Below are 26,688 nucleotides of genomic sequence, written 5' to 3' on the forward strand. Positions count from 1 at the left end.
GGTCTCTACGATATTAACAATGTCTTCCACGCCTCTTCTACCTTGCCTTCATCAAGCAGTTGTTTGGCTTTCAAATGTAGTTGCGTTTCGCGGGTTTGGCCGTCGCCAATGGTGGCATCCAATATCTCTTTTATTTCGGCCGCCTGCGCGTAATCATCTATCTGCTGGTCCGTTGGCAGCGATTCCACATTTCCCAATTGCCCCAGGTTATTCCCTGTCAGTATCTTTGAATTGCGGATGGCATAAGGGATCGAGTCGACACCTATGCCGATAGTACGCACAGGCTTGGCAACCTTGAAAAGGTTGTCGCGGTTTATACGGGCGTACCAATCGCCGCCGAGGCGCGCAACCAGGTCGAGTTTTTGCTGATCGATTTTTCCGTCAGGATCTAAAATGGATTCGCTTATATGCATCAATTTGATCTCGGCCAGGATCAAATTACCTGCGCCGGCGCCTTCACCTAAAGGAATAACCTGGTTTATCACACACTCAAACTGCACCGGTGACTCAGCTACACGCGGTGGTTTCACCAGTTTGGAAGCTATGGGTGTGAGGCCGCACTTAACAAATTCGTTCACCCCTTTCGGATATTCCACACTTGCCAGCGATGTTTGCTGCACCATATCGTAGGTGACGATATTGATCACGCATTCCGGCACCTCCAATATATTCTCATGCGTATGCTTGGTTGTGGCATCCCTCACCCTGCGCGATGGCGAAAACACGCAAACCGGCGGCTTGGTGCTGAACATGTTGAAAAAGCTAAAGGGGCTAAGATTCACATTGCCATCTTTATCTACTGTCGAGGCGAAGCATATCGGTCGGGGTGCAATAGCGTATTGCAGGTAGTTTTGCAGATCGACGGGGGATAAATCTGATGTTTTTAACGTCAACATTACAACTTCTTCAAAGCCAAAATCGAAAAATCGCTATCTGCTTTTTTTATTACATTACTCAAAACACCCAACCCTGTTACTTCCATCTCCACCAGATCACCCGGCTGTAGCCATTGGGTTTGATAATCAGGATCATTTAGCAAACCTGTTCCGTTCAGTTCGAGAAAGCAGCCTGTACCTACTGTGCCCGAACCGATAACATCGCCCGGTAAAACATCGCAGCCGTAAGCACAACGTTCGATGATCTCGGCGAAGGTCCAGTCCATATCGGCCATGTTGCCGGCGGATACTTCCTTGCCGTTCACGTGGCATTTCATCGTTAAATTATAGGCGTTCCCTGTATGACCTGGCTTGGGCGCAACTTTATATTTTTCCAGTTCATCCGGCGTTACCAGCCAGGGGCCAATAACGGTCGAAAAATCCTTCCCCTTTGCCGGACCAAGGTTCAGCAACATCTCCTCCATTTGTAGCGTGCGGGCGCTCATATCATTCATGATCATGTAACCTGCTATGTAACTATCAGCGTGAGCCGCTTTAATATTGCGACCTTTTTTGTTTAGTGCAACAGCAACTTCCAGCTCGAAATCCAATTTTTCGAAATGGTCGGGCATGCATTCTATCTCCCCTATACCCTGTATCGCGTTATGATTGGTGAAGTAGAATATCGGGTATTGATCAAACTGCGGTATCATTTCGGCTTTCCGGTTACGCCTGGCAGCCGCCACATGCTGGCGAAACGCATACCCATCACGGCACGATGTCGGATGCGGCACGGGCGCTAGCAGTTCGAAAAATAACTCCTCCTTAGCTTCCAGCTTGCCCGAAGCGATATCATCGTTCACTTTCCGGGCGCGGTCCATCAGTTCATCGCCACCCCACAAAAAATCATTCATATTATCGGGCAGCAGTTTATGGCACGAGTTGAGATTATAAATATGGCCGTTCACATATATGCCCAGGTGCTCACGGTCTTCCGTTTTGTAGGATACAAGTTTCATAATGGGTTAGTTGGTGCGTCAAAGCTAATGGTTTTAGTTGATTAGTTGGACTGAGTTGAATAGGTTGAATAAGTTGAGTTCAAAAACTCATTCAACCACTTAACTTGATCAACCAGTCAACCAACCTTGCATAATAAATAAATTATTGCTTAATTTTGCATACCATGCTTAGCATACAATGCCATTTTCTGTTCTCCCTTGGGCTCACTTCCATGAGCGATGCCTCTTCCTTCAGGGATGCTGTGCTGGCAAAGATCGTCCTCGCGCAATACTAATTTGCTGTTGAAAGGTTAATAAAAATCATAGTAGTTTTACTGTTCGAATTGGTTAAATTTAAACTGATATTTTAGACCTCGACTACCGCTACCCTCTGCAAACCTTTTAAACTTTTACAACTTCTTAAACGTTTTATATTAAACCAATATATAACCGACATGCCCGTTTATCATAAATCAGGACAGATCCCACCGAAGCGGCATACACAATTCCGTAAGCCCGACGGCACTTTATATGCCGAGGAACTGGTATCAACCGAAGGCTTTTCGAGCCTGTATTCGCTGGTGTACCATGCCTACCCCCCTACTATCGTCAAAACTTTGGGTGAACCGTATTCGGTCGAGCCCAAAATAGCCCGGGAAAAGCACTTGAAGCATACCAGCCTCATCGGCTTTAATATTCAGCCAGAGGACGATTACCTGAAAAGCCGCAAACCTGTACTTGTAAACAGCGATTTGCATATTTCGCTGGCCGCTCCGCGTAAATCCATGACGGAATATTTCTACAAGAACAGCCAGGCCGATGAGGTAATATTTGTGCACGTTGGTTCGGGTACGCTAAAAAGCGGTTTCGGCAATATCAAGTTTGAATATGGCGATTACCTGATAGTTCCGCGCGGTACCATTTACCAGTTGGAATTTAACAGCGAGGATAACCGCCTTTTTATTGTTGAAAGCTTCAGCCCGATACGTTCACCAAAAAGGTATTTGAACCAATATGGCCAGTTAATGGAGCATTCGCCCTATTGCGAACGCGACCTGAAATTACCGGAAAACCTGGAAACGCACGACGAAAAAGGCGACTTCAAGATCCTGATAAAAAAACAGGGCCTGATCTATCCGTATATTTACGGCACGCATCCTTTCGATTTTGTAGGCTGGGATGGTTTCCACTATCCATACGGTTTTTCGATACACAATTTTGAACCGATAACAGGCCGTCTGCATCAGCCGCCACCTGTGCATCAAACCTTCGAAGGGCATAATTTTGTCATTTGCTCTTTCGTGCCCCGTAAGTACGATTATCACCCGCTTTCTATCCCGGCGCCATACAACCACAGCAATGTGGATAGCGACGAGGTGCTTTATTACGTAGATGGCGACTTTATGAGCCGCAAAAGCGTGGTTAAAGGCCAGATAACCCTTCACCCGGGTGGCATACCGCACGGCCCGCACCCCGGCACGGTAGAAAAATCCATCGGCAAAGAATCGACAGAAGAACTGGCCGTGATGATAGACCCGTTCAAACCCCTTATGCTTACCGAGGACGCCATAAAAATTGAGGATCCGAATTATTATAAAAGCTGGGCGAGTGAATAAGCCTCACCTAAATCCTCTCCAAAGGAGAGGACTTTAATAAAATAAAATTAGCAACGCCAACCACTCCCTCTCCTTGGAGAGGGCCGGGTTGAGGCCAAAACAACAAAAATGCAAACACAAACTTTAGATAGAAAACCAACGTCAACCGATTTCCTGCCTTTGAAAGGCACGGATCATGTTGAATTTTATGTGGGCAATGCCAAGCAGGCTGCTCACTTTTATAAAACGGCCTTCGGCTTTCAGAGCCTGGCTTATGCAGGGCCCGAGACCGGCGTGCGCGACCGGGCGTCATACGTTTTGAAACAGGATAAGATACGCCTGGTGTTGACTACGCCTTTACATTCTGACCATCCTATCGCAGAGCACATCAAAAAGCATGGCGACGGGGTAAAAGTATTGGCCCTTTGGGTTGATGACGCTTATGATGCGTTTGAGCAAACTACCAGTCGCGGTGCTGAAACATTTCAGCAACCTCAAACCCTTACAGATGAAAACGGTGAGGTAAAAACAAGCGGCATTAAGCTTTATGGAGAAACGGTGCACTTATTCGTCGAGCGCAAACACTACAATGGTATCTTCCTACCCGGATACGAGGAATGGAAAACAGAATACAACCCGTCAGAAACAGGCCTTAAGTATGTGGACCATTGTGTAGGCAACGTGGGCTGGCATAAAATGAACGAATGGGTGAATTTTTATGAAGATGTGATGGGCTTTAAAAACATCCTCACTTTCGATGATAAAATGATCTCGACCGAGTATTCGGCCCTGATGAGCAAGGTGATGAGTAATGGCAACGGCTATGTGAAGTTTCCGATCAACGAACCGGCCGAGGGCAAAAAGAAATCGCAAATTGAGGAATACCTGGAGTTTTACGAAGGCGAAGGCGTGCAGCATTTAGCGCTGGCTACCGACCATATTGTTGAGACGGTAACCGAATTGAAAAACCGCGGTGTGGAGTTCCTCCATGTACCAACCACTTATTACGACGACTTATTAAGCCGCGTCGGGCGTATCGATGAGGACCTTGCGCCTTTAAAGGAATTGGGCATCCTGGTCGACCGTGATGACGAAGGATATCTGCTGCAAATATTTACCAAGCCGCTCGAAGACAGGCCGACCGTATTCTTCGAGATCATCCAGCGCAAGGGAGCACGTTCCTTTGGTGCCGGGAACTTCAAGGCCTTGTTTGAAGCGATCGAGCATGAGCAGGAGTTGAGAGGGAATTTGTAAGGTAGATTTGAGATATGAGTTTAGGAGCCCCGGCGAATCGGGGCTTTTTGCTTTAAATTAGCGGGATGGATACTGACGATGTAATCGACCTCCTCAAACAAAAATCTGACCCGGCCTATCGCAAAGGCATGGCTCATTTTGGCATTGATAGTTCGAAAGCATTAGGTGTAAAAGTGCCCGAATTACGCCAATTAGCCAAAACAATCAAAAAAGATCAGCAACTATCAATTGACTTGTGGGATACAGGCATACATGAATGCCGGATACTAGCCTCGATGATCGGCGACGCTAAACAGGTAACGCGGGAACAAATGGATAAATGGACAGGTGAATTTTACTCATGGGATATATGCGACCAGGCCTGTGGAAATTTATTTGACCGCACTCCTTTTGCTGTTGAGAAGGCGCTTGAATACTCGGCATCTGAAAACGAATTTGTAAAACGCGCCGGCTTTGTGCTGATGGCTGAATTTGCGGTACATGATAAGAAAGCGGACGATGTAGTGTTCGTCCAATTTTTTCCCGTAATGGAACGGGAAGCATGGGACAAACGGAATTTTGTAAAAAAAGCCGTTAACTGGGCTTTGCGGCAGATCGGCAAAAGGAACAAAACACTCCATCAAATGGCTATCGCTACGGCTCTGCGGATAGCACTTCAGGACAGCAAAGCAGCCAAATGGATCGCTGCGGATGCGCTCAGGGAACTTGAAAAACGCTTCTGATTTTCAAGGCTAAAGCGTATCTTTAAAGTCTTAATTAATTGATTATCCCCATGATCAGGAACACTTTTATTGTCCTGTTGCTAATAGCAGCAGGCACATGTTTTGCGCAATCCAATAATCCGCAATATGATGCCCAACTGGCCCAAAAACTTGGCGCGGATGATTACGGTATGAAAACGTATGTAATGGCTTTCCTGAAGGATGGGCCCAACCGTGTAAAAGATTCGGTAGCCCGCAATGAATTGCAAATGGCCCATCTTAAAAATATCATGCGCCTGGCTAACGAGGGTAAGCTAATTGTAGCCGGACCATTTTTGGATGATCAGCCCATACGCGGGATCTTTATTTTTAATGTAAGTACCGTGGAAGAAGCCAAGGCTCTGACCGAAACCGATCCTGCCATCAAAGCGGGTTCGCTGGTAATGGAGCTGCATCCATGGTATGGTTCGGTTGGTTTAGTCGAAGCATTCCATTTGCACAAAAAAGTAGAGAAAAAAAGTGTGGCAGACTGATATTCTTAAATCTTTAGGTTGTTTTTTAAATCAAAATACAAACATTAAATGTTACGTTAAACAGTTGATAATCATGGGAAAAATATTACCCATATCCTCAATAAATCTATATTTTATCCCTTTCAAGCCGCTGCTTTCAATAACCCGCATTGCCAATTTTACGTATAACAATGGATTGTGAATGAAGTAAATGTAAAGAACACTTAAACCGGCAAATTTCGGCGAAAAAATTATTGGTCCCGAATTTGCAATCGCACATACGCGTACTGCACCCCGAAAGGCCTGTAATACGTATAACACTAATTAATTGACTATTGATAGCCACCATTGAAAAAATTTCTGTGGTCAGAAAGCTAAGATGAGCATTACGGAAGGTGATAAATTTTCTTATGATGGTGACTTCCATATAACCCATATCATCAATGATCTGAATACGGGTTTATGGGAATATAACATCAGCACCAGGGAAGTAAAATGGTCGCCGGGTTTTTATGTCCTTTTGGGCTATGAACCTGGCGAGATACCGCCTTCGTACGATTACTTTTTTGAGAACCTGCTCTACTACGACGACAAGCCGGCCTTTCTAAAATCAATTAATCGCCACTTTAATGATGCACCCGAAACCATCAGGGTAAGGCTCCTTACCAAGCAGTCGGGCTATCGCTGGTTTAAAAGCACCGCCAAAAGATGGGATGATAATTCGGTACCGAAAATAACGGGTTCCATCGCCGATATTCATGAGAACAAACTTCTCGAACTGCAGTCGGGCCGGAATGATTTCCTGTTTAAGGAAACCATCAAAATCGCAAAAGTTGGCGGCTGGGAGATAGACGTAAGGAGCATGACGCTTACCCTTTCCCGCGAGACTTATGAAATTTATGAGCTGCAGGAAAGCGTAAAGTTAAGTATCGAAGAGGCCATCAGCTTTTTCGAGCCCGATCACCGGCAAATAATGGCCCGGGCCATCGATAATATTATAAAATATTCCCGCCCGTTTGACCTGGAACTGCAATTCCGTACGGCGCGCAATAACCTCATCTGGCTGCGTGCAAAGGGTATTGCAGTTATCGACGATTATGGCAAATGTATAACAGTACGCAGCATTTTCCAGAATATCGACTATATCAAAAAGAAAGAGCTGGAAGTTCAGGACGCTGTTAATTTATTGAGCGATCAAAATAAGCGCCTGCAAAATTTTGCCTACATCGTGTCGCATAACCTGCGCTCGCATACCGGCAATTTACAGTTTATGGTCGACCTGTTCGATCAAACCGAAACCGAGGACGACCGTAAGGAGATATTCTCCCATATCAAATCTATCAGCGGCAGCTTAAATACTACGATCGAGCACCTGAGCGAGATAGTAAAGATACAGGCCGAAATAGGCAAGGAAAGAAAGATGCTAAACCTTGAAGACTCGCTGAAATCAGTGCTTTCAGTACTTCAAAGTAATATCAGATCGTCAGGCGCAAAAGTAGAATATGATTTCAGCGAGGTTGACGAGGTATTTTATATTCCTGCTTACCTGGAAAGTATCTTCCAGAATATGATCACCAATTCGATCAAATACCGCCACCCCGACCGCAAGCCGCTTATTAAGGTCCGGTCGGCTAAGATCAGGCACCATATCTATTTATATTTTGAAGATAATGGCCTGGGTATCGATCTTGACAAATACGGCGACTCGGTATTTGGCATGTATAAAACCTTCCACCACAACCCCGATGCAAAGGGCATCGGCCTGTTCATGACCCGCAACCAGGTTGAAGCACTGGGCGGTACCATCGACATTGACAGCACCGTTAACGAAGGCACGAAATTTACTGTGAAGTTGGTTTGAGTTAGTGATAAGTTAACTGGTGATTCGTGGTTAGGATGATAAGTAAAAACAAGTCACTAGTTAACTAATCACCATCACATCTTTATTCAATATAACTCTCCAATATCTTAAATCCGTTCACGGTTATCAGGTTTACCCGATCAATGGTTTTTGGCAGCAAAATGCACTCTCCCATTTTTACCGGATGTTGCTTACCCTGGCACTCTATCACATAATTGCCTTCAACGCAAACGTGAATAACAAATGAATCGAGGCCCGTGTAGTCCTTCGTCGTGCTTTCTGTAAAATCAAGAATATTGGTAGTGAAGTAAGGGCACTTTACCAGGGGAACAGTCTCATTTTTTTCTGGCTGGTATTTGGTTTTATAATCCGGATAAAAATTATAATCAATGGCGGCCAATGCTTCTTCAGTATGCAATTCGCGCTTGTTGCCTTTATCATCTACCCTGTCAAAGTCATAAATACGGTAGGTGATGTCTGATGTTTGTTGTATCTCGGCTATCAGCAAACCCTTGCCTATGGTATGCACCCTGCCGGCAGGCAAAAAGAAAACATCGCCCGCTGCTACATCCTCACGGTTCAGGATATCCATAATGTGGCCGCTATTCAATTTATCAACATATATTTCCTCACTCACCTGCTGATTAAAGCCCGATATCAGCGTCGAACCGGGATCAGCCTCGATCACATACCACATTTCGGTCTTGCCGAACGAATTATGTCGTTTTTTAGCCAATTCATCATCCGGGTGCACCTGTATCGAAAGATCATCATTGGCATCGATAAACTTCACCAGCAGCGGGAATATATTTCCAAAATGATCGTACACCTTTTTGCCTACCAGCTGACCCTTATATTTTTCCAGCAGATCGGCCAGCGACTCGCCCTCCAGCGCCCCATTTGCCACTACAGAAACATCTGATTTAACGCCCGATATCTCCCAGGTTTCACCGCAATTGGGCAGGCCGCCAAAGTCTTTATGCAGGTAAGTTTTTATCTTCTGACCTCCCCATATTTTGTCTTTGTAAATGGTTTTGAATTTTAAAGGATAGAGTGGTGACATGTTTCTTTAATTTGACCGCTAAGATAAAAGTTAAATATTCAATGAAAAATTTAAGTTTCGTTGAATTGTTTGCTCAAAATTTTATATTTTAGGCTACCTAATCATAATTGTAGTGGATACCGACCTGAACCTTGAACCTGACGAAAAGCCTGCTTGCATTGCCTGCGGAAACCCTGAAATATTAGAAGGGTATCCGAATAAACTCTGCGCTGAATGCCGCGATAAATTAATTAAATTCCCTATTCCTGTTTGGGTAAAGTTATTTGGTGCAGCTATTGCCGTATTATCGTTAATGTCGCTTTTCTGGTCGGGAGGAGATTTCGGTGCCGCGCTCGCATTAAAGCGCGCTGAGCATGCAGAAGAAAACAAAAACTATCTGACAGAAAAACACGAACTTGAAAAGGCCGAAAAGACCGTACCCAATTCTATCGGCATATTATCACATTTGGCTATTGCCGATTTCTATAACCTGGAATACGCTAGTATGGATTCGGTACTAAAAAAGATACAAAATCGGACCTTTGAAGATACGGCGCTTTTGGGTAAGGTAAATGATCTTTTGGAAAACGTTAAATCTTATTATCCTTCGGCGTCGTTTGATACCGCCTTCAGCGCGTATAAGAAATCCGTTATTCCCGACAGCGCTCTTGAACGATATGTTGACAAGAGTCCCGGCGACACCTATGCGATGTATCTATTAGCTTCTTCCTATTCAGACAAAGAGCAATATGGAAAGACAGATACAGCCGTGTCCAAAATATTGGCCATCGATCCAAATTTTATGCCTGCTATCTGTATGAAATGTATGGTGAAAAGAGAGCTGAGTCAATTTGATTCTTCATTTTATTATTGCGACAAGCTGCTGGCTATCAATCATCAATCCACATATGCCATGTCGGCCAAAGCACGTACTTTTATAAAATCAGGGAAGAATGCGGAAGGACTTAAACTTGCAAAACAGGTCGATGATCTTAGCAAAGACGACCCATATAACGTTACAACACTTGCGATTGCTTATCACTTCAACAAGGACTATAAGAAACGCGACCAACTTATTAAACAAGCGGAAAAGGACAGTGCTTCAAATTCGTACATGAAGTACGCGAAGGATATATTTTCAGGAAAAATAAAATACCAATAATCAAAAATTATGTTTTTCGTACCAGGCATATTGATCACTATAGCTACGTTTCCAGGCGTAATTGTACACGAGCTTGCACACCAGCTATTTTGCAGATGGTTTAAAATACCGGTTTTTCGGGTGGTATATTTCAGGGCCGGAAATCCGGCCGGATATGTTCAGCACGAGATCATATCAAACAAGTGGCATTCGATGATGATAAGCGTGGGACCATTCTTTGTCAACACAATCTTGGGTGCGCTCATTGCATTCCCGGCAGCCATGCCGGTTTTTGTATTCAACAATGCTAACCCGCTGGATTATCTTCTTATCTATCTTGGAGTATCTATCGCCATGCACGCTTTTCCAAGCACCGGCGATGCCAAATCGATACTAAATGACCTGAAAGAGCCGGAAACACCTGTTTGGGTAAAGATTGTAGGGTACCCTGTTATCGGCCTGATCTATGTGGGATCTCTTGGTAGTTTCTTTTGGCTCGACCTGATATACGGAGGTGCTGTTGCCGTTGGCCTTCCTAATCTGATCGTAAAACTTTTTGCATAAAAAATGCCCGCATAATGCGGGCATTTTTTATTATATCCGGACATACATGGCCATTTATTTACCTAACTTCTTCTTCAAATTCTCATCTATCGCTTCCAAAAATTCTTCGGTATACAGGTAGTCTGTGCCGTGCTCAACTTTTGGTTTAATGGTGATAGCCAGGTCTTTGGTCATTTTGCCGCTTTCAACGGTTTCGATACAAACCTCTTCCAGTGTTTTGCAGAACTTTATTAACTCTTTGTTATCGTCCAGCATGCCGCGGAACTCCAAACCTCTTGTCCATGCAAAAATAGATGCAATAGGGTTGGTTGATGTTGGCTTGCCAGCCTGGTGGTCGCGGTAGTGGCGGGTAACGGTACCATGCGCCGCTTCAGCCTCCATGGTTTTACCGTCGGGTGTAACCAGGGTGGATGTCATCAACCCTAACGATCCAAAGCCCTGTGCCACGGTGTCCGACTGTACGTCGCCGTCATAATTCTTGCAAGCCCAAACAAAGTTGCCATGCCATTTCAGGGCCGAAGCCACCATATCGTCTATCAGGCGGTGCTCATAAGTCAGCTGGTTAGCTTCAAATTCCAGTTTGAATTCGTTCTCATATATCTCCTGGAAAATGTCCTTAAAACGGCCGTCATATTTTTTCAGGATGGTATTTTTTGTTGAAAGATACAAGGGCCATTTTTTCAGCAATGCCTGGTTAAAGCACGCGCGGGCAAAGCCTTTTATCGATTCGTCGGTATTGTACATGGCCAGGGCAACACCATCGCCCTTAAAGTTGAACACTTCGTATGATTGTGGTTCGCCGCCGTCTTCGGGAGTAAAGGTGATGGTCAGTTTACCTTTACCTTTGGTCAAAAAGTCGGTAGCCCGGTACTGGTCGCCAAACGCGTGACGGCCAATGCATATCGGTGCGGTCCAGTTTGGCACCAGGCGCGGCACGTTCGACATCACGATAGGCTCGCGAAAAACCGTACCATCCAGTATATTACGGATAGTGCCGTTTGGCGATTTCCACATTTGTTTTAAACCAAACTCTTCCACACGGGCCTCGTCAGGCGTAATGGTGGCGCATTTGATGCCTACGCCGTATTGTTTGATGGCGTTGGCTGCATCGATAGTAACCTGGTCATTGGTCTCATCGCGGTATTCAATGCCAAGGTCGTAATACTTGATATCGAGGTCGAGATAAGGAGTGATCAGCTTATCCTTTATAAATTTCCATATAATGCGGGTCATTTCATCCCCATCCAGTTCAACTACGGGATTTGCTACTTTGATTTTTGACATAACAGGTATTCGTTTTTTTTCGTAAAAGGTCTCAAATATATAAAATTGACAATAGCTATTGTACTAAATACCATATTGAAATTATCGATACTTAACTAATTAATTCGTACGTTTTAGTATTGTTTTATTGAAGAATGAAGTTATTTTTATAAAATTGTGGCACAAGAATAGCAGTATCTGATCCTACTTGTAATACCTGATAGTAAATTATGACAAAATTTATACTAAGAATTACGCTTTTGACCTTGCTCACCTGCTTCACAGCTTTGGCATCAAAAGCGCAGGTAGGATACGATTATTCACAATACGACGTCGGCGCATCAGTAGGTTTTAATTCCTATTATGGCGATGTAGTGACATCACAATCAAGCAATTCGTTTAACCTGAACTTTGATTATAACCAAAGTGCCTTTATCAACTATATCCTGGAGATCCAGGTTGGTAAGGTGATGGGTGGCGATTCGACAAAAGATCTGTTAGGCAGGCAATTCTCTGCCGATTATACATCTTATGCCTTTAGGATACAGTTACAGGCCGGCGAGCTGATAGACTATTCGCAAAGCAAGGTGCTTAACGCTTTTAAGAATTTATATGTCGGGGGCGGTATAGGCATCATCTATAGCAATATAAAAGAGATCAACCGGTACTCACTTCAGCTACCCGGATTTTATACCCCCGGCGAAAATAAAGCTAACCAGTTATTTTTTCCCGCCCGTATTGGCTACGAACTAAAAATTTACAATAAATACAAGCGCCCCGATTTCAAGGTCGACGTTGGTTACCAATACAACTTCATTTTTGGCGATAACTTCGACGGTTTTAAAGCCGGCGCCCATAACGACGCTTACGGACAATTTACCATAGGGGTCAAGTTTTCCATTGGCGGCGTAACTTCCTACCGCAAGGATATCCAATACTAAACCTTTGTAAAAAATAGGCTATAAACACCCTTCTTGCCAAATTAAGCAAGCAATTGTTGTAATTTCATTTGCTGCCCGGTTATATTTACGCTGATTTACTGTAAACCCAAGATAATGAGAAAAACTTTACTCACCTTCATCGGCATCAGCCTGCTTGCCTTAACCGTTAAAGCGCAAACACCGGCTCCGGCGCCTCCAAAGAACACACAAAAAATATCGCCAGGGCGTATAGTGCACGTCGATACGGCCGTAGTTACCAAACATACCGTTACCATCAAAGGTAAAACCATTCCCTATACCGCCACTGCCGGCATGATGCCGGTTTGGGAAGAAGACGGCAGGCCAACAGCGGGCGTTTTCTATACTTACTACGAACGCGACGATGTGCAGGACAGGGCATCGCGCCCACTGGTTATATCGTTCAATGGCGGCCCTGGCACTCCCTCGGTCTGGATGGAACTGGGCTACACCGGCCCGCGACTGCTCAATACCGACGACGAAGGTTACCCTGTACAGCCATATGGCTTTAAAGAGAACCCGAATTCTATTCTTGATGTAGCTGACATTGTGTATGTCGACCCGGTTAATACAGGCTACTCCCGCCCGGTTAGTGCGGATATTCCAAAATCCAACTTCTTTGGTGTGAACGAGGATATCAAATACCTGGCGGAGTGGATAAACACATTCGTAACCCGCGAGAACAGGTGGGCATCTCCCAAATTCCTGATCGGGGAAAGCTATGGCACCACGCGCGTTTCGGGTCTGGCGCTTCAATTGCAGGATGCCGAATGGATGTACCTGAACGGCGTCATCCTGGTATCACCCACCGACCTGGGTATCGAGCGCAGCGGTCCGGTGCAGGAAGCGCTCAGCCTGCCCTATTTCTCGGCAACAGCGTGGTATCATAAAAAACTACCCGCCGACCTGCAGCAAAAAGACCTTACAGCTATGCTGCCCGAAGTTGAAAGCTTTACCGTTAATGAGCTTTTACCGGCCTTATCCAAAGGCGGATCGCTGGACGATGATCAGAAAAAAGCTATCGCCGCTAAAATATCACGCTACAGCGGCCTGTCCGAAAAAGTGATCATGGATAACAACCTGGTTATATCCTATAACTTGTTCTGGAAGGAACTGCTGCGCGACCAGGGCTTTACCGTAGGCAGGCTCGACTCACGCTACAGGGGTATCGACAGTAAGACAGCTGGTGACGGCCCGGATTATAACGCCGAGCTCACCGCCTGGCTGCATGAGTTTACCCCCGCTATCAACATTTACCTACGCAACGACCTGAATTATAAAACCGACCTGAAATACAACATGTTCGGCAATGTATGGCCATGGGATAATAAGAACGACCACACCGGCGAAAACCTGCGCCAGGCCATCGCTCAAAACCCCTATTTGCACTTATTGGTGCAATCGGGATACTTTGACGGCGCCTGCGATTATTTCAATGCCAAATACAGCATGTGGCAGCTCGATCCGAGCGGGCGACTGAAAGACCGCCTGAAATGGGAAGGTTACAAAAGCGGGCACATGATGTACCTGCGTAAAGAGGACCTGGCAACGGCGACAGAGAATTTGCGGAAATTTATTTTAGGCGCGATACCGAAAGCAGGTCAGCCGGCAAAATATTGATATTCGTCACTAATGGTTTTTATTGCCTTTAAAAAAAGCGGGTAAATATATTATTTGCGTAATTTTATGCTTGTGCCACTCCTGCAGCACAAACTAAATTATACGGCTAATGTTTACTATTTAAAACCATAGATCATGAGCGCCAAAAGACCGCATTCCCGCTTCGATAACGATGATGACGACAGGGACAAATATTTGAAAGACAGTTTAAGCGAAGAATCTGAGACTGAAGATCTTTCATACAACGCTGACGACGACAGCTTCGAATACGACGTTGAAAGTGACGACCCGGACTATCAGCACCCCGATCCGTATAACACTTCGGTTAAGAACGGCGCTGATATGGATTCGACCTACGACGAGGCGAATCCTTTTGATGCTGTTGACGAATATATTCCAAACGAATCGCTGGAAACCGATGTGGACGATCTTGCTATGCATATCGACAAAGGAAAGATCGTTAGGCTGGACCCTATAGATGAGATCATCTCCCGAACGCCGGAGGATAGCCGCCCCGACCTCGATGAGGAAGGTTACCCAAAAAATGACAGGCCAAAACATCCCTAAAAATTCCAAACCAAATGTCATTTCGATTTGCTGAATAGCGGAGAGAAACCTTAGACAAAGTGCATATCGTTTATTCTTGTTGAAGGTAATCTAAAGGAAATGACATAGATTAACATTATTAACTAATATCTACCACTATGTTTATTATCGACATCCATTACACCGCCCCGCTTGAAGAAGTAGATAAGCATATCGAGGGCCATACCGCCTATTTGCAAAAATACATCGGAAATAATACTTTTATTGTCACCGGTCGTAAAGTGCCGCGCACGGGCGGCATCCTTATCGCAAATGCCGGATCGAAGGAGGAGGTTGAAAAGATCATTACCGAGGACCCTTTTTACCAGCATAAAGTGGCTGAAATGACCATTACTGAGTTCCTGCATGCCCGCCATAACCCCGCTTTAGATGGCTTGCTGGGTAGCTAGTTACTAATCTTATAATCCCAGGGTAACAGGTACGACACTTTTCCATTGGCCATATAGCCGTCGGTAAATATTTCGCCTTCGTTGTACCCTCCGTTGGGGTATATCACCAACTCTTTTTTTGGGGTAAGTATCATCAGCGAATACTGCATATTACGCGGCTCTTTCCGGCGGAAGTAAACCTGTTTTTCCGTCACATTAAAGCCAACGTTTTTAACGGGCAGCTGGAAGTGCACCTGTTTCACCCCGTGATTTTCGGCATATTGTATCATCACTGTATCGTGCATGTGCAGGCGGGCGTTCTGGGTTTGCAGGTCGAGTGTAAGGCTATCCCGCAACGATACGGATGTGGTGTCCCTGATCACGTAATCCGGTTCGCCAAGTTTTGCTTCATAATAAAATACACTGTCACGATTTCCGTTGGCCATGGATGCCAGCGTAACTGTATTTGGGCTGCGGTTCTCCTGGTAAGCCTTTGCAAGGGCGTCCGACTCAAGATGCTGTACCCTGAGTTTTTCCGGATTCTTCTTTAAATGAATAGCAATAACTGTAAAGCCCCGGCGGGAATAGTTCTTTTTATACACCGACCGGATAAAATCCATCTTCGAGCCGCTGTAGGCTATTTTGCGGTTCCTGATAAACTTATTCTGCTCGGCCGAATCGACAGGAGTTAGGGGTTCAAAAAGCGCCGTAATATCCGTGCTAACCAGCAGCGTTTTGAAAGAATAATGAAACGTATTAAGGTCGATCTTATATAAATAACCCAGCGCCCGGTTTTCGACCAGCAGCGTATTTCGCGAAGTGACGGTCAGTTCGCCGTCCGCTTTACTGTAGTGGAAAACCAGCACTTCGGGGTTTTTGATGGTACATTTTTTTGCAAACGCCGATGTACCTATAAAATGATCGGTAAAAAGGTTGCGCCACTTCTGCCAGCCTTTCAACGGGTCGGCAGTGATCACTACTTCATTTAGCACGGCATTTTTGGGGTCGACGGCGATGATCAATACACCCTCCGGCTGCCCGGTATGGAGTAATAATACCCTCTTTTTAAAAGATATATGTGACACTACAAGGTCTATCCTGCCGCTATAGTCGGCCTTTAAGGTAAACTCGCCCTTGTCGTTCGTGGTGGTGCCTACCGAACTGTTATTGATGTAGACCGACGCCCCGGCTACAGGCAGGCTGCCCACCGAACTAATGACTTTTCCGGAAATATTTACCTGTGCACAGGCAATTGTAGAAATAAAAATAAAGCAGACGAAGAATAAGGTTCTCATAACAGAATAGGAGGCAGGTATTGATGTATTTGATCAAATATTGCTAATTTTATTTTCATTTCAAACAATTACATGGGACAATACAATGAACGGGTTGATGCCTACATCGCCAAATCAGCCGATTTTGCGAAACCAATACTCATACATATCAGGGAAGTGGTTCACCGCGCCTCACCTTTAATAAACGAAACCGTAAAATGGGGCATGCCTTTTTTCGATTATAAGGGACCTATTTGTATGATGGCTGCTTTTAAGCAACACCTGGGATTCGGCTTCTGGAAGGCGTCCCGGTTAAATGACCCGGAACAGTTACTGCAGGGCAGCGACGATGAAGCAGCCGCCGGCAGCTTTGGCCGTATCGTTACCATGAACGACCTGCCATCGGACGAGGCTATCATCGATTTTGTGCAACAGATGATCAAACTGAACGAGAGCGGCGTTAAAGAACCAAAGAAACCAGCAGTACCCAAAGCTGAACTGGAAACGCCCGCCGACTTTGATAAACTGCTGCGGAATAATCTGGCGGCCATGGATAATTTCGAAAAATTCAGCCCTTCAAAAAAACGCGAATACCTGGAATGGTTTGCCGAAGCCAAATCGGAAGCCACCCGCCAGAAACGCATAGACCAGGCGCTGGAATGGATAGCCGAGGGGAAATCGAGGAATTGGAAGTATCAAAGGTAGGTTTGCTGATTACTTGATTTTATGATTGTGTTAATGTTGACCGGTGTTAAAGGATTTTTAAAACGACCCTGTAATTGGTTTTTTTTGATAGCTATGATATTGCTGATGGTTTCTTTATTCCAGTTTGGCGAAGTGGCGGATATAATCTTGCATGACGGCTACTACGTCATTCCGCTAAATTATGAAATATGGGCTTTAGTGGCGGTATTGCTAATTGTATGGACTTTATACAGATTGTTAGATAACATGCTTTTGAGTAAACGACTTTCCTGGCTGCATGTAGGGGCAACTATTCTCGTTTTCTTACTAATAAAGGTATGGATCGTAATATTATCACATACTAAGATAACAGTTTATTCCCCCAAGGATTATCTGGAAAACAACAGTAGACAGACAATGTTTTGGAGGCCGGTGATTATTATATTCATTATAGGCCAGCTTGCTTTTATTGTAAATATTATTGGAGGTATTGTTCGGTATTTATTCAAAAAGAAAGCCAGTTATTGATTACGAATATTTCGGCTTAGTGCCCTTATTAATTGCATTATTTAAAGAATATTAATTTTCAAGACAAAAAAATATTAGAAAAGTCTTCTCGACTTATACGGACTTAGGGGACTTCCCGACCACTTCAAAAATCCAGCGGCCCCAACCGCCGCATATTCTTCCTGATCAAATACTGCCGGTGCTGCACATAACCGCTGGGGTTGGTAGGCGACCATTTGAGCGGGTCGGGCCAGATGGACGCTATAGCGGCGGCTTCGTGCTGGTTAAGGTCGGCGGCCGACTTGTGGAAGTAGGCTTGCGAGGCAGCTTCGACACCGTAAATGCCATCGCCCATTTCAATCTCGTTCAGGTACACCTCCATAATGCGCTTTTTGCTCCAGAATATCTCTATCAGCAGGGTAAAATAAGCCTCAAAGCCTTTGCGTACGTAGGATCGGCCCTGCCAAAGGAAAACGTTTTTGGCTGTTTGCTGCGATATGGTACTGCCGCCCTGTAGCTTGTGGCTATGCGCATTTTTATCGATGGCGCGTTCCATCGCCTTAAAATCGAACCCGAAATGGTCCAGGAACTTTTGGTCCTCGGCCGCTACGGCTGCTCGCTTCATCGGGTCGGCAATACTGTCAAAGTCTATCCATTTTTTATCGATCTTCCAGTCCTTGCCGTCGGCTTTGCGTTCGAACCCGCGCGAAATCATCAGCCAGGTAACAGGAGGGTTTACAAAACGGTAAAGAATAACCCAGAAAATAGAAATGCCGAAGAAAAGGATAATGGTGAGTTTGAGTATTCTCAGGATAAGCTTCAGCAGGCCGGGTTTAAATTTCATTAAGCGAAAATATCTGAATTATTCCGAATGTAGGAGGTTCAATTTCGAAATTTATTTAGATGGAACATCTCAGCGCCTCCGTGAAAAGTTCTGCGTCCTTTGTGGTTACAAATTTTACCACGGAGTGCACGAAGGAGGCACAGAGTATACAGAGACTTTGTTCAACAAAAAAGGTGTTCAGCTTTTACTAAACACCTTTTATAGATCTAATCCTGATAGCTATCGGGACGAAATCAAAATTACTCTGCTACTACTTCGAACGGAACTTTCACCTTCACTTCTTTGTGCAGGTTAAGGTTTGCGGTGTATTCACCAACAAATTTAGGTTCGGTATCAAAAGTGATGCGGCGGCGGTCAACCTCAAAGCCTTCTTTTTTCAAAGCGTCGGCTATCTGTATAGTGTTGATGGCACCGAATATTTTACCGGTTTCGCCTGCTTTAGCGCCAATGGTCAGTTTTACACCTTCCAGTTTAGCAGCAATAGCATCAGCGTCCTTGCGTATTTTCTCTTGTTTGAATGCTGCCTGTTTCAGGTTTTCGGCCAAAACTTTGCGGGCAGATTCAGTGGCTTGTTGCGCAAAGCCTTTTGGGATAAGGTAGTTGCGGCCATAGCCTGGTTTTACATTGACGATATCGTCTTTTTCGCCCAGGTTCTTAACGTCTTGTTTCAAAATAACTTCCATTGTGTTTGCCTCCTGGTTATTTTAACGAATCTGTTACATACGGAAGTAAACCGATGTGGCGTGCACGCTTAACAGCCTGTGCCACTTTACGCTGAAATTTCAGTGAAGTACCGGTCAAACGGCGTGGTAATACTTTACCCTGGTCGTTGATGAACTTTAAAAGAAATTTCTCGTCTTTGTAATCGATGTACTTGATGCCGTTCTTTTTGAAGCGGCAATATTTTTTGCGGTTATCCTCCACTTTGGGAGCGGTAACGTACTGGATCTGGTCGTTTGCCATTATTTTGCTGCCTCCTCTGCTTTAACGGTTTTTTTCTGGTTGAAAGCACCGCTGCGTTTTTTCTCGTTGTAAGCAATGGCATGTTTGTCCAATGCAATAGTGAGGAAACGCAGAACGCGCTCATCACGACGGAATTCAACCTCCAATTTGTTAATTAAATCACCCGGAGCCTTGTATTCTGTTAAGTGATAGTACCCTGTCGTCTTTTTTTGGATCGGGTACGCTAGTTTCTTCAAACCCCAATTATCCTCCTGGACAATTTCGGCTCCGCCATCGGTTAAGATCTTGCTGAATTTGGCAATAGCCTCCTTAGCAGTTTCTTCCGAAAGCAACGGGGTAAGAATGATCACGGTTTCGTACTGTTGCATTATCTTGCTTTGTTTTAATGTTTTACCCGCTATTACGGGGCTGCAAATGTAGGAAGAAAAAAGTGAATTTTTAAGAATTTTTATGAAAAAAGTTGTCGCGGAGTGCTTGAACTATGATTTATATGTTGAATGACTGCTATGACTATTATCGGGTTTTAAAGTAGCCTCTCAACAGACAGCTGAATGCTGGTGCCCCACTCTGGGCTTTAGCCGCCCATACAGGTAATTGTTCTGCCAAAAAATTCTTAAAAAAAGTATAATAACGTATTGCAAAAAGTTTTTAATAAATTTAAACTTGTAAACCGGTCGACCCGTATTATTACTAAATTATACTATTATGCTTACTGACCTTGAAAACGAATATCTGAACGACGATGCCCCGGCATTCAACAGTTCATGGGGCCCGGAAGATGAAAGCTGGGACGACGATGATGATGAAGACTTTGACGACGAACTGGAGGATCTGGACGACCTGCACGAGGTACAGGTAGAGGAGGAGGATTTTGACGCTCCGGACCCGGATGACGACGACCACCTGCCCGAGGAGGAAGAGGACGACGAGTAAACCAGTGCCGGAGAGCGGTCTCGTATTTTCCTTCTAATTTATCCAATAATCCACTTTTAAAGTCAACTTATAATTATTTGTGCCTGGTGTGGGTACCGAGGCGTAATTGGCAGCGTATACCAGAAATATATCGGACAGCGGTTTAAAGCGCCACTGGAAACGACTGTTAACGTTGACGTTGCGCAAGCTGCTGTTATACTGCACAAAAGTGGTGAGGTACATGTTGTTGTTTAAATCGAATTCGAACGTGGGGGCGGCAATGAAGGGCTTCACTGAGTTACCGGCCACTTTTACATAGTTGTAGTTGAAGCTCAGGCCGAGGTAGGCCCAGGGCTGTATGCGCTGCTTGACGCCCCCTGTGAACGATACCCTGCTACCGCTGAAGTAGCTGCCTGCCTGGGCGCTGGCGCTCCACGAGAAGGGCCGCAGGAAATTGGATTCGTAATCGAACGTATAATAGCCGAAGGAATAATGCCCGGGTTTGAAATTATCGAGGCCGGCCAGGATGCCCGTTTCAAACGGGAGGTGAATGTCCTGGTGCGCCCAGGTGATGGACGCTGTACGCCTGTTTGCAAACAATATAGCGTATTGCATGTTCAGATCGGTTTCATTCATGCTGCCATTCTCGTTCAGGAAAACCGAACTGTTAAAAGTTAAAACATGTGTATTTATAACCTTTTTGTTTTTAGGATAAATACTATAGGTTACAATGTTGGTGTTTTCATAATAACCCAGCCGCAGCGTACTGTCCCGCGCAGCATCAAAATTATTAATGCGCGGCGTAAAGCCTGTTAAGGTAATATAGTTTTTACCTACGCTGTTAAATACAACTGTTGCAGCTACCTTTGGGCTGAAATAATCGACATAAAGCGTATTATAAAGGTTGTCGCCCAAATGCGTGGGGCTAAGCGAACCCGAAAATTTGGCTCCAAAATCGTAATTGCTCCCGGGCGCTACATAATTAAACTCGGTCCCAAACACGCGGTTGAACCGGCCCGTATCCGAAGCTCGTGCCTGTTTGCCTCCAGTTGATTGCACATTGGTGAAAAAAGCCCTTACATTAGAATGTTGAAGGATCTCCCGTTGAACAATAGCGGCAAAATAGTTTTGATAAAGATTGTTTTGTTGACGGCCTGATTGCACATCCATCACTTCGATCCTCGTTTTCGAATCGAGGTAACCGTTCAAGCGGGTACCCCCGATAAGCGATATGCCCTGGCCATTTTCAGTTAGCCCTATTTTTCGTGAAAAAATAGGGCGCAGGATAGGCGAACCCAGAGTTGAATAAAGATCACCGTTCTCCAGGAAAAAAGACCTTTTTTCAGGGAAGGAAATATCATAACGAGTGAGGTTGATGACCTGCTGATCCACATCCACCTGCGAAAAATCGGGATTGAATGTAAGATCAAGATTAAGCGATGAGGTAAGCGCCAGCTTGGCATCTAACCCGGCATTGGGTTTAGTGATTGTTTTGTTGCCGTTGTTACTGATGCCCGTGTTAATATAAGGTAATATCGCGTTGTTGCTGCCGGGTTTTGCCGGTGGCGCTTCAAATATTCCTTTGCCTAAAAAACCCAGGTTAGCCCCGAAATACGCAACAGGGACCCTGTTCCAGGTTGAAAAGGAATTGTTCGTCATGTCATTCCGGATAAAATTCACTCCCCATTGCGTCGCATTTGCCGGGAACCGCAACGACTTAAAAGGTATGGCCATTTCGGCCGTCCAATAACCGTCATATCTTTTCGTGGCCGAATACCATTTAGCGTCCATCTCGAATGAATCGCTGTTTAATTGAACGATGCCGTCAAACTGTGCACCGCTTGCGTTGACGCCGAATGTGAACCCGGACGATTTTTGGTTACTGGGGTCGAGTACTATCGAAAAGCCTTCACTGTAATAGGGGTTTACGTCTCTTTTTAGGGATTGGATAACCAACTGCCCGAGTTTTTTACATGTAATTTGGCAAACACATACAGGTATTTGTCATCGTATAATAGTTTTACCTCGGTTTGTAATGGGGCGGCACCAGTATCGACCGGCCATTTATTAATGAAACAATCGGTTTTTATGGCACCAGCCCATGCTTTCTCATCATCAGCACCGTCCACAATTACGGGCTCGTTTGTTTTCATGATCTTTAAGACCTTTTGATCCGCGGTTTGGGCCTGCAAAGGATGCGGGATATTGCTGATAGCGAGAATAAAAGCTGAAATAATAAAGATTGAATTTCGCATTTCCGTTGGGATTAATCAGGTGCGAAATAAACCTTTCGGCCTATGCGGATTTGTGAATTTAGACCAGTATAGTCAAAGCCTTGTTATACTGCGTTTCGAAAAATGCATAAGGCATATTCGTCCTGTTGCCTGTTGTTTGGCTTGTGTTAAATGTTGTTGGTCTAATATTTCTGCATTTCAGCGTATTTGCCTATCGGTCAAAGTGTTAAATTAGATAGTTTTTTACAATTTAGCAGGCGGGTTAATTGGCCGCAAAAGTGTTATTGACAAGGCGGAAAAGTGGTAAAAAGTTTTTATATCGCTAATAGCAGGACGCTGTCGCATGTTATTTTCTGGGTAGCGTGGATAGCCATGAACACAATATTCCTGGGTTCGTACGAAAATACCTATTTACGGCAGTTTTATGTTGAACTTTACGAGCTGCCCGAGAAGATGCTGGTGGCATACCTAAACCTTTACTGGCTAATACCCGCATTTTTGATGAAGCGAAAATACTGGAAGTATGGGATCAGCCTGTCCGTAATGATCCTAGGTATGGCTTTCATTATGCGTGCAATCTATGTCTTGTGGCTCGCGCCAATATATTTTCCCGATACGGTCAATCTGCCCTTTTTTCATACTTACCGTCTGCTTAAATACATCTTTTACAATATTAACGGTGTGGTCATCATCACCACCGGGTTCAGGCTGTTCAATTACTGGTATTACCAGCAGCAATTAAATAACGAACTCGTGCAGGCGAAGCTAAAAGCCGAATTGGGTTACCTTAGGGCGCAGCTTCACCCGCATTTTTTGTTCAATACTTTAAATAACATCTATTCCCTCTGCCTCGATAAATCAGACCTTGCGCCCGGGGTGGTATTGAAGTTATCGGATCTGCTATCCTATATGCTTTACGATTCGGAAAAAGAAAGGATAGAGCTATTGAAAGATATTGAACGCTTAAAAAGCTATCTGGAGCTGGAACGCGTGCGGTATGGTAATCGCTTGAATATTTCATTCAACAGGTCGGGCGATATGCAGGGCAGGCAAATTGCACCACTGATCATGTTGCCCTTTGTCGAAAATGCCTTCAAACATGGCTTTGATAATGATCTGAATAATATCTGGATAACCATAGATATTAAATTGAAGGATGATATGCTGTACATGAAAATAAAAAACAGTCTTAACAAAACACCCCAGGTTGCGCCGCAGGCAAATGGCATTGGTTTGCAAAATATCCGTCGCCGGCTCGAATTGTTATACCCAGACAGGCACTCGCTTGAAATGATATCTGACAGTGATTACTTTGAAGTTGACCTGAAAATAAATTTAACGTAAATGGCAAAAATCAAATGCCTGTTGCTGGATGATGAACCGCTTGCCCTTAACGTGTTGGAAAGCTATATCCTGCAATTTCCGCATCTGGAGCTGGCAGGCAAATGCACCAATCCGCTTGATGCCATTTCCATATTAAAAAGCAGGCATATCGACCTCCTATTCCTGGATATTAAAATGCCGGTACTTAATGGCATCAACCTTCTCAAGACACTTTCAAATCCACCTAAAGTAATTTTGGCCACCGCTTACCGCGATTATGCTCTCGAAAGCTATGACCTGAACGTACTCGATTATCTTTTAAAGCCTATATCGTTTGAACGATTTGTTATTGCAATCAATAAGTTCCAGCCCGTGCAGGTAAGTGCAAGCTCTGTAAGCAGCGGTCTGGCACTGAGCGAGGAACGGTTTGTTTATTTTAAGTCGAACAAGAAGATGATCAAGGTATTTTTGAAAGATATTTTGTGGGTGGAAAGCCTGCGTGACTACATCAAAATCATCACAAAAGAACAAACCATAGTAAGTTACGAGCGCATAAGTCACCTCGAAGAAAAACTACCTGACGACATGTTTATGCGCATACATCGTTCGTTTATAGTAGCTATAGACCATATACGGTCGTTTACAAGCTTACACATACAGGTGGCAGATTCTGAACTGCCGATAGGCAGGCTGTACAAGAACGAAGTGTTGAAACAATTAAAAGCGGAATAGCTTTATAATTTGCACCTGCACCTGTTTCTTGCTACTTTAGCAGCAGTGGATAATTTTATAGTTTCGGCACGCAAATATCGCCCTGCAACGTTTGATACCGTTGTGGGTCAGCAACATATAACTAATACGTTAAAAAACGCTATTAAGAATAACCAGTTGGCCCAGGCGTTTTTATTCTGCGGCCCGCGTGGTGTGGGCAAAACCACCTGTGCGCGTATCCTGGCCAAAACTATCAATTGCGAGAATCTGCAGCCTAACGGCGAGGCTTGCGGCATTTGCCATTCGTGCGTGTCGTTCCAAAACGGAAATTCGTTCAATATCCACGAACTGGATGCTGCTTCCAACAACTCGGTGGATGATATCCGCAGCCTGATAGAACAGGTGCGCATACCACCACAGGCGGGCAGGTACAAGATATATATCATCGATGAGGTGCACATGTTGTCCCAGGCGGCTTTTAACGCTTTCCTTAAAACGCTGGAGGAACCACCGCACTACGCCATTTTCATCTTAGCCACTACCGAAAAACATAAGATACTGCCAACTATCCTGTCGCGCTGCCAGATATTTGATTTCAACCGAATAAGAGTTGAAGATATGGCCGGCCACCTGGCATCCATCGCGGCAAAGGAAAATATAAGCTACGAAGCCGATGCACTGCACATCATCGCCCAAAAGGCCGACGGTGGTTTAAGGGATGCTTTGTCGATGTTCGACCAGATCGTCAGCTTCTCGGACGGCAAGGTTACTTACCGCACGGTAATTGACAACCTGAATATCCTCGACTACGACTACTATTTCAATATCATAGACAGCCTGTTGAAGGAAGATACGGCCGGAACCTTGTTGCTTTTCGACGAGATATTATCGAAAGGATTCGACGGGTCACATTTTATATCGGGTTTGTCGGAACACTTCCGCAACCTGCTGGTAAGTAAGGATGCAGCCACCATTAAGCTGCTTGAAGTAAGCGAAGGCATAAAGGCGAAGTATTTGCAGCAGTCGCAGGCGGCTTCGGTTTCGTTCATGCTATCCGCTATGAACATCGCTAACCAGTGCGACCTAAGTTACAAGCTTAGTAAAAATCAGCGGCTGCAGGTGGAGCTTTCCCTGCTTAAAATGTGTCATCTGCCTTCGGCATTCAATATGCTTACCGCGCCGGCTGCCCCACAGGAGCAGTTAAAAAAAAAACCTGATACCCCAGAGTTAAAATCACAAGCGGAGAACACCGCGAAGGATGAAGTGCCCGTGCTGCGTGATCAGCCAACGGTTTACGCCAAAACAGAAGCCCCGAAAACAGAGCCTCAAAAGCCTGTAACAGAGCCAGCGCCTGTGGAAAAGCCAAAAGTGTTCATTCCAAATTCGGGCAGTGCGTCGACATCGGTAAAAATCCCCTCTTTAAAGGACCTCAGCAACCAGGCGGTGGCAGCGGTTGAAGAGGACGATCCTTATTTAAAGGGAGACGACAAGGAAGATTTTACGATGGACGACTTCCTGAAGCATTGGACCGATTACGCAGCGAAGATAAAAGGGGAAGGGAACATGAGTTTGTTCACGGTATTTATTTCGAATACCCCGGTAATGCTGGAGTCTTATAAATTTGAGGTGATCGTTGGAAATAAATCGCAGGAAACACTGTTCAGGGACGATAAGCACAATATTTTAAACTACCTGCGTACAAATTTGAAGAATTTCGATCTGGAAGTTCATACCCGTGTCGACGAAATAAAGGCAACCAAAAGGCCCTATACCAATACGGAGAAATTTCAGCACATGGCAAGCAAGAATCCACAACTTACTGAATTGAAACGGCGATTTAACCTGGAAACGGATTATTAAAAACGTGCAGGGAAATG

The 26,688-nt window shown here is 44.8% G+C and carries 27 protein-coding genes; 16 read left to right on the forward strand and 11 right to left on the reverse strand.

Annotated features, from left to right (window positions below):
* Positions 1 to 5: 5 nt before the first annotated feature.
* Together FRZ54_RS22290 and FRZ54_RS22295 are read right to left on the reverse strand one after the other, a co-directional pair.
* On the reverse strand, positions 6 to 896 hold the full coding sequence (locus tag FRZ54_RS22290; RefSeq protein WP_147034014.1) for a flavin reductase family protein: 891 nt from the start codon (positions 894 to 896) through the stop codon (positions 6 to 8).
* Entirely contained in the window at positions 896 to 1,894 is a 999-nt protein-coding gene (locus FRZ54_RS22295; protein WP_147034015.1) for a fumarylacetoacetate hydrolase family protein, read from the reverse strand. Before FRZ54_RS22295 ends, FRZ54_RS22290 begins: the two co-directional genes overlap by 1 nt.
* Before the next feature lie 434 nt (positions 1,895 to 2,328).
* Here FRZ54_RS22295 and FRZ54_RS22300 point away from each other — a divergent pair, with 434 nt between their 5' ends.
* From FRZ54_RS22300 to FRZ54_RS22320, 5 genes are all read left to right on the forward strand, one after another.
* Positions 2,329 to 3,489, forward strand: a complete 1,161-nt coding sequence (locus tag FRZ54_RS22300; protein ID WP_147034016.1) for a homogentisate 1,2-dioxygenase — start codon at positions 2,329 to 2,331, stop codon at positions 3,487 to 3,489.
* Positions 3,490 to 3,597: 108 nt separating this feature from the next.
* Complete coding sequence (hppD, locus tag FRZ54_RS22305) at positions 3,598 to 4,722, forward strand: 4-hydroxyphenylpyruvate dioxygenase (protein WP_147034017.1); 1,125 nt, start codon at positions 3,598 to 3,600, stop codon at positions 4,720 to 4,722.
* A 65-nt stretch (positions 4,723 to 4,787) separates the two neighbouring features.
* The gene (locus tag FRZ54_RS22310) at positions 4,788 to 5,444 is read left to right on the forward strand and encodes a DNA alkylation repair protein (protein WP_147034018.1); all 657 of its coding nucleotides are present in this window, start codon (positions 4,788 to 4,790) and stop codon (positions 5,442 to 5,444) included.
* A 50-nt stretch (positions 5,445 to 5,494) separates the two neighbouring features.
* Positions 5,495 to 5,956: a YciI family protein gene (locus FRZ54_RS22315; protein WP_147034019.1), complete on the forward strand. Its 462-nt coding sequence runs from the start codon at positions 5,495 to 5,497 to the stop codon at positions 5,954 to 5,956.
* 358 nt (positions 5,957 to 6,314) lie between these two features.
* Positions 6,315 to 7,796, forward strand: coding sequence for a PAS domain-containing sensor histidine kinase (locus tag FRZ54_RS22320; RefSeq protein ID WP_147034020.1), 1,482 nt, complete (start codon positions 6,315 to 6,317; stop codon positions 7,794 to 7,796).
* Between the two features lie 82 nt (positions 7,797 to 7,878).
* Here FRZ54_RS22320 and FRZ54_RS22325 read toward each other — a convergent pair whose 3' ends face one another.
* The gene (locus tag FRZ54_RS22325) at positions 7,879 to 8,859 is read right to left on the reverse strand and encodes a type I phosphomannose isomerase catalytic subunit (protein WP_147034021.1); all 981 of its coding nucleotides are present in this window, start codon (positions 8,857 to 8,859) and stop codon (positions 7,879 to 7,881) included.
* Between the two features lie 112 nt (positions 8,860 to 8,971).
* Here FRZ54_RS22325 and FRZ54_RS22330 point away from each other — a divergent pair, with 112 nt between their 5' ends.
* Together FRZ54_RS22330 and FRZ54_RS22335 are read left to right on the forward strand one after the other, a co-directional pair.
* Entirely contained in the window at positions 8,972 to 10,000 is a 1,029-nt protein-coding gene (locus FRZ54_RS22330) for a tetratricopeptide repeat protein (RefSeq protein ID WP_147034022.1), read from the forward strand.
* A gap of 9 nt (positions 10,001 to 10,009) precedes the next feature.
* Positions 10,010 to 10,543 (forward strand): DUF3267 domain-containing protein, encoded by a 534-nt coding sequence (locus FRZ54_RS22335; RefSeq protein ID WP_147034023.1) that lies wholly within the window; start codon positions 10,010 to 10,012, stop codon positions 10,541 to 10,543.
* A gap of 54 nt (positions 10,544 to 10,597) precedes the next feature.
* Here FRZ54_RS22335 and FRZ54_RS22340 read toward each other — a convergent pair whose 3' ends face one another.
* The gene (locus tag FRZ54_RS22340) at positions 10,598 to 11,827 is read right to left on the reverse strand and encodes an NADP-dependent isocitrate dehydrogenase (RefSeq protein ID WP_147034024.1); all 1,230 of its coding nucleotides are present in this window, start codon (positions 11,825 to 11,827) and stop codon (positions 10,598 to 10,600) included.
* A 209-nt stretch (positions 11,828 to 12,036) separates the two neighbouring features.
* Between FRZ54_RS22340 and FRZ54_RS22345 the strand changes: the two genes are divergently transcribed.
* The 4 genes from FRZ54_RS22345 to FRZ54_RS22360 all read left to right on the forward strand — a co-directional run bounded on the left by FRZ54_RS22345 (position 12,037) and on the right by FRZ54_RS22360 (position 15,380).
* Positions 12,037 to 12,747 carry an outer membrane beta-barrel protein gene (locus tag FRZ54_RS22345; RefSeq protein WP_147034025.1) on the forward strand — a complete coding sequence of 237 codons (711 nt, stop codon included), beginning with the start codon at positions 12,037 to 12,039 and terminating at the stop codon, positions 12,745 to 12,747.
* A 114-nt stretch (positions 12,748 to 12,861) separates the two neighbouring features.
* Positions 12,862 to 14,385 (forward strand): S10 family peptidase, encoded by a 1,524-nt coding sequence (locus FRZ54_RS22350; protein ID WP_147034026.1) that lies wholly within the window; start codon positions 12,862 to 12,864, stop codon positions 14,383 to 14,385.
* A gap of 135 nt (positions 14,386 to 14,520) precedes the next feature.
* Positions 14,521 to 14,952 (forward strand): hypothetical protein, encoded by a 432-nt coding sequence (locus tag FRZ54_RS22355; RefSeq protein WP_147034027.1) that lies wholly within the window; start codon positions 14,521 to 14,523, stop codon positions 14,950 to 14,952.
* A 137-nt stretch (positions 14,953 to 15,089) separates the two neighbouring features.
* On the forward strand, positions 15,090 to 15,380 hold the full coding sequence (locus FRZ54_RS22360; RefSeq protein ID WP_147034028.1) for a YciI family protein: 291 nt from the start codon (positions 15,090 to 15,092) through the stop codon (positions 15,378 to 15,380).
* Here the strand turns inward: FRZ54_RS22360 and FRZ54_RS22365 are convergent.
* The gene (locus FRZ54_RS22365) at positions 15,377 to 16,654 is read right to left on the reverse strand and encodes a carboxypeptidase-like regulatory domain-containing protein (protein WP_147034029.1); all 1,278 of its coding nucleotides are present in this window, start codon (positions 16,652 to 16,654) and stop codon (positions 15,377 to 15,379) included. The genes FRZ54_RS22360 and FRZ54_RS22365 overlap by 4 nt on opposite strands.
* Before the next feature lie 72 nt (positions 16,655 to 16,726).
* Between FRZ54_RS22365 and FRZ54_RS22370 the strand changes: the two genes are divergently transcribed.
* Positions 16,727 to 17,338, forward strand: a complete 612-nt coding sequence (locus tag FRZ54_RS22370) for a YdeI/OmpD-associated family protein (protein WP_147034030.1) — start codon at positions 16,727 to 16,729, stop codon at positions 17,336 to 17,338.
* A gap of 631 nt (positions 17,339 to 17,969) precedes the next feature.
* Here the strand turns inward: FRZ54_RS22370 and mtgA are convergent.
* From mtgA to rpsF, 4 genes are all read right to left on the reverse strand, one after another.
* Positions 17,970 to 18,668, reverse strand: coding sequence for a monofunctional biosynthetic peptidoglycan transglycosylase (mtgA, locus tag FRZ54_RS22375; RefSeq protein ID WP_147034031.1), 699 nt, complete (start codon positions 18,666 to 18,668; stop codon positions 17,970 to 17,972).
* A gap of 239 nt (positions 18,669 to 18,907) precedes the next feature.
* Entirely contained in the window at positions 18,908 to 19,351 is a 444-nt protein-coding gene (rplI, locus tag FRZ54_RS22380) for a 50S ribosomal protein L9 (protein ID WP_147034032.1), read from the reverse strand.
* A gap of 16 nt (positions 19,352 to 19,367) precedes the next feature.
* Positions 19,368 to 19,631, reverse strand: a complete 264-nt coding sequence (gene rpsR, locus FRZ54_RS22385) for a 30S ribosomal protein S18 (RefSeq protein ID WP_147034033.1) — start codon at positions 19,629 to 19,631, stop codon at positions 19,368 to 19,370.
* Entirely contained in the window at positions 19,631 to 19,999 is a 369-nt protein-coding gene (rpsF, locus tag FRZ54_RS22390) for a 30S ribosomal protein S6 (protein WP_147034034.1), read from the reverse strand. Before rpsF ends, rpsR begins: the two co-directional genes overlap by 1 nt.
* Before the next feature lie 337 nt (positions 20,000 to 20,336).
* Between rpsF and FRZ54_RS22395 the strand changes: the two genes are divergently transcribed.
* Positions 20,337 to 20,564, forward strand: coding sequence for a hypothetical protein (locus tag FRZ54_RS22395; RefSeq protein WP_147034035.1), 228 nt, complete (start codon positions 20,337 to 20,339; stop codon positions 20,562 to 20,564).
* A gap of 33 nt (positions 20,565 to 20,597) precedes the next feature.
* Here FRZ54_RS22395 and FRZ54_RS22400 read toward each other — a convergent pair whose 3' ends face one another.
* Both FRZ54_RS22400 and FRZ54_RS22405 read right to left on the reverse strand, forming a co-directional pair.
* Positions 20,598 to 22,499 (reverse strand): DUF5916 domain-containing protein, encoded by a 1,902-nt coding sequence (locus FRZ54_RS22400; protein ID WP_187359697.1) that lies wholly within the window; start codon positions 22,497 to 22,499, stop codon positions 20,598 to 20,600.
* On the reverse strand, positions 22,481 to 22,798 hold the full coding sequence (locus tag FRZ54_RS22405) for a DOMON domain-containing protein (RefSeq protein WP_147034037.1): 318 nt from the start codon (positions 22,796 to 22,798) through the stop codon (positions 22,481 to 22,483). The genes FRZ54_RS22400 and FRZ54_RS22405 overlap by 19 nt, the downstream gene beginning before the upstream one ends.
* 351 nt (positions 22,799 to 23,149) lie before the next feature.
* Between FRZ54_RS22405 and FRZ54_RS22410 the strand changes: the two genes are divergently transcribed.
* The 3 genes from FRZ54_RS22410 to FRZ54_RS22420 are packed head-to-tail and all read left to right on the forward strand — an operon-like array spanning position 23,150 to position 26,671.
* The gene (locus tag FRZ54_RS22410) at positions 23,150 to 24,121 is read left to right on the forward strand and encodes a sensor histidine kinase (RefSeq protein ID WP_147034038.1); all 972 of its coding nucleotides are present in this window, start codon (positions 23,150 to 23,152) and stop codon (positions 24,119 to 24,121) included.
* Positions 24,122 to 24,832 (forward strand): LytR/AlgR family response regulator transcription factor, encoded by a 711-nt coding sequence (locus tag FRZ54_RS22415; protein ID WP_147034039.1) that lies wholly within the window; start codon positions 24,122 to 24,124, stop codon positions 24,830 to 24,832. It begins immediately after the preceding gene.
* Between the two features lie 45 nt (positions 24,833 to 24,877).
* Positions 24,878 to 26,671: a DNA polymerase III subunit gamma/tau gene (locus tag FRZ54_RS22420; protein WP_147034040.1), complete on the forward strand. Its 1,794-nt coding sequence runs from the start codon at positions 24,878 to 24,880 to the stop codon at positions 26,669 to 26,671.
* Positions 26,672 to 26,688: the final 17 nt, after the last annotated feature.

The organism is Mucilaginibacter ginsenosidivorans (assembly GCF_007971025.1).
Classification (GTDB): Bacteria; Bacteroidota; Bacteroidia; order Sphingobacteriales; family Sphingobacteriaceae; genus Mucilaginibacter; species Mucilaginibacter ginsenosidivorans.

What these genes read in the sequence shown, in the direction of transcription:
- FRZ54_RS22290 (WP_147034014.1), bottom strand. Translation starts at nt 896, where the DNA reads ATGTTGACGTTAAAAACATCAGATTTATCCCCCGTCGATCTGCAAAAC.
- FRZ54_RS22295 (WP_147034015.1), bottom strand. Translation starts at nt 1,894, where the DNA reads ATGAAACTTGTATCCTACAAAACGGAAGACCGTGAGCACCTGGGCATA.
- FRZ54_RS22300 (WP_147034016.1), top strand. Translation starts at nt 2,329, where the DNA reads ATGCCCGTTTATCATAAATCAGGACAGATCCCACCGAAGCGGCATACA.
- hppD (WP_147034017.1), top strand. Translation starts at nt 3,598, where the DNA reads ATGCAAACACAAACTTTAGATAGAAAACCAACGTCAACCGATTTCCTG.
- FRZ54_RS22310 (WP_147034018.1), top strand. Translation starts at nt 4,788, where the DNA reads ATGGATACTGACGATGTAATCGACCTCCTCAAACAAAAATCTGACCCG.
- FRZ54_RS22315 (WP_147034019.1), top strand. Translation starts at nt 5,495, where the DNA reads ATGATCAGGAACACTTTTATTGTCCTGTTGCTAATAGCAGCAGGCACA.
- FRZ54_RS22320 (WP_147034020.1), top strand. Translation starts at nt 6,315, where the DNA reads ATGAGCATTACGGAAGGTGATAAATTTTCTTATGATGGTGACTTCCAT.
- FRZ54_RS22325 (WP_147034021.1), bottom strand. Translation starts at nt 8,859, where the DNA reads ATGTCACCACTCTATCCTTTAAAATTCAAAACCATTTACAAAGACAAA.
- FRZ54_RS22335 (WP_147034023.1), top strand. Translation starts at nt 10,010, where the DNA reads ATGTTTTTCGTACCAGGCATATTGATCACTATAGCTACGTTTCCAGGC.
- FRZ54_RS22340 (WP_147034024.1), bottom strand. Translation starts at nt 11,827, where the DNA reads ATGTCAAAAATCAAAGTAGCAAATCCCGTAGTTGAACTGGATGGGGAT.
- FRZ54_RS22345 (WP_147034025.1), top strand. Translation starts at nt 12,037, where the DNA reads ATGACAAAATTTATACTAAGAATTACGCTTTTGACCTTGCTCACCTGC.
- FRZ54_RS22350 (WP_147034026.1), top strand. Translation starts at nt 12,862, where the DNA reads ATGAGAAAAACTTTACTCACCTTCATCGGCATCAGCCTGCTTGCCTTA.
- FRZ54_RS22355 (WP_147034027.1), top strand. Translation starts at nt 14,521, where the DNA reads ATGAGCGCCAAAAGACCGCATTCCCGCTTCGATAACGATGATGACGAC.
- FRZ54_RS22360 (WP_147034028.1), top strand. Translation starts at nt 15,090, where the DNA reads ATGTTTATTATCGACATCCATTACACCGCCCCGCTTGAAGAAGTAGAT.
- FRZ54_RS22365 (WP_147034029.1), bottom strand. Translation starts at nt 16,654, where the DNA reads ATGAGAACCTTATTCTTCGTCTGCTTTATTTTTATTTCTACAATTGCC.
- FRZ54_RS22370 (WP_147034030.1), top strand. Translation starts at nt 16,727, where the DNA reads ATGGGACAATACAATGAACGGGTTGATGCCTACATCGCCAAATCAGCC.
- mtgA (WP_147034031.1), bottom strand. Translation starts at nt 18,668, where the DNA reads ATGAAATTTAAACCCGGCCTGCTGAAGCTTATCCTGAGAATACTCAAA.
- rplI (WP_147034032.1), bottom strand. Translation starts at nt 19,351, where the DNA reads ATGGAAGTTATTTTGAAACAAGACGTTAAGAACCTGGGCGAAAAAGAC.
- rpsR (WP_147034033.1), bottom strand. Translation starts at nt 19,631, where the DNA reads ATGGCAAACGACCAGATCCAGTACGTTACCGCTCCCAAAGTGGAGGAT.
- rpsF (WP_147034034.1), bottom strand. Translation starts at nt 19,999, where the DNA reads ATGCAACAGTACGAAACCGTGATCATTCTTACCCCGTTGCTTTCGGAA.
- FRZ54_RS22395 (WP_147034035.1), top strand. Translation starts at nt 20,337, where the DNA reads ATGCTTACTGACCTTGAAAACGAATATCTGAACGACGATGCCCCGGCA.
- FRZ54_RS22405 (WP_147034037.1), bottom strand. Translation starts at nt 22,798, where the DNA reads ATGCGAAATTCAATCTTTATTATTTCAGCTTTTATTCTCGCTATCAGC.
- FRZ54_RS22410 (WP_147034038.1), top strand. Translation starts at nt 23,150, where the DNA reads ATGAACACAATATTCCTGGGTTCGTACGAAAATACCTATTTACGGCAG.
- FRZ54_RS22415 (WP_147034039.1), top strand. Translation starts at nt 24,122, where the DNA reads ATGGCAAAAATCAAATGCCTGTTGCTGGATGATGAACCGCTTGCCCTT.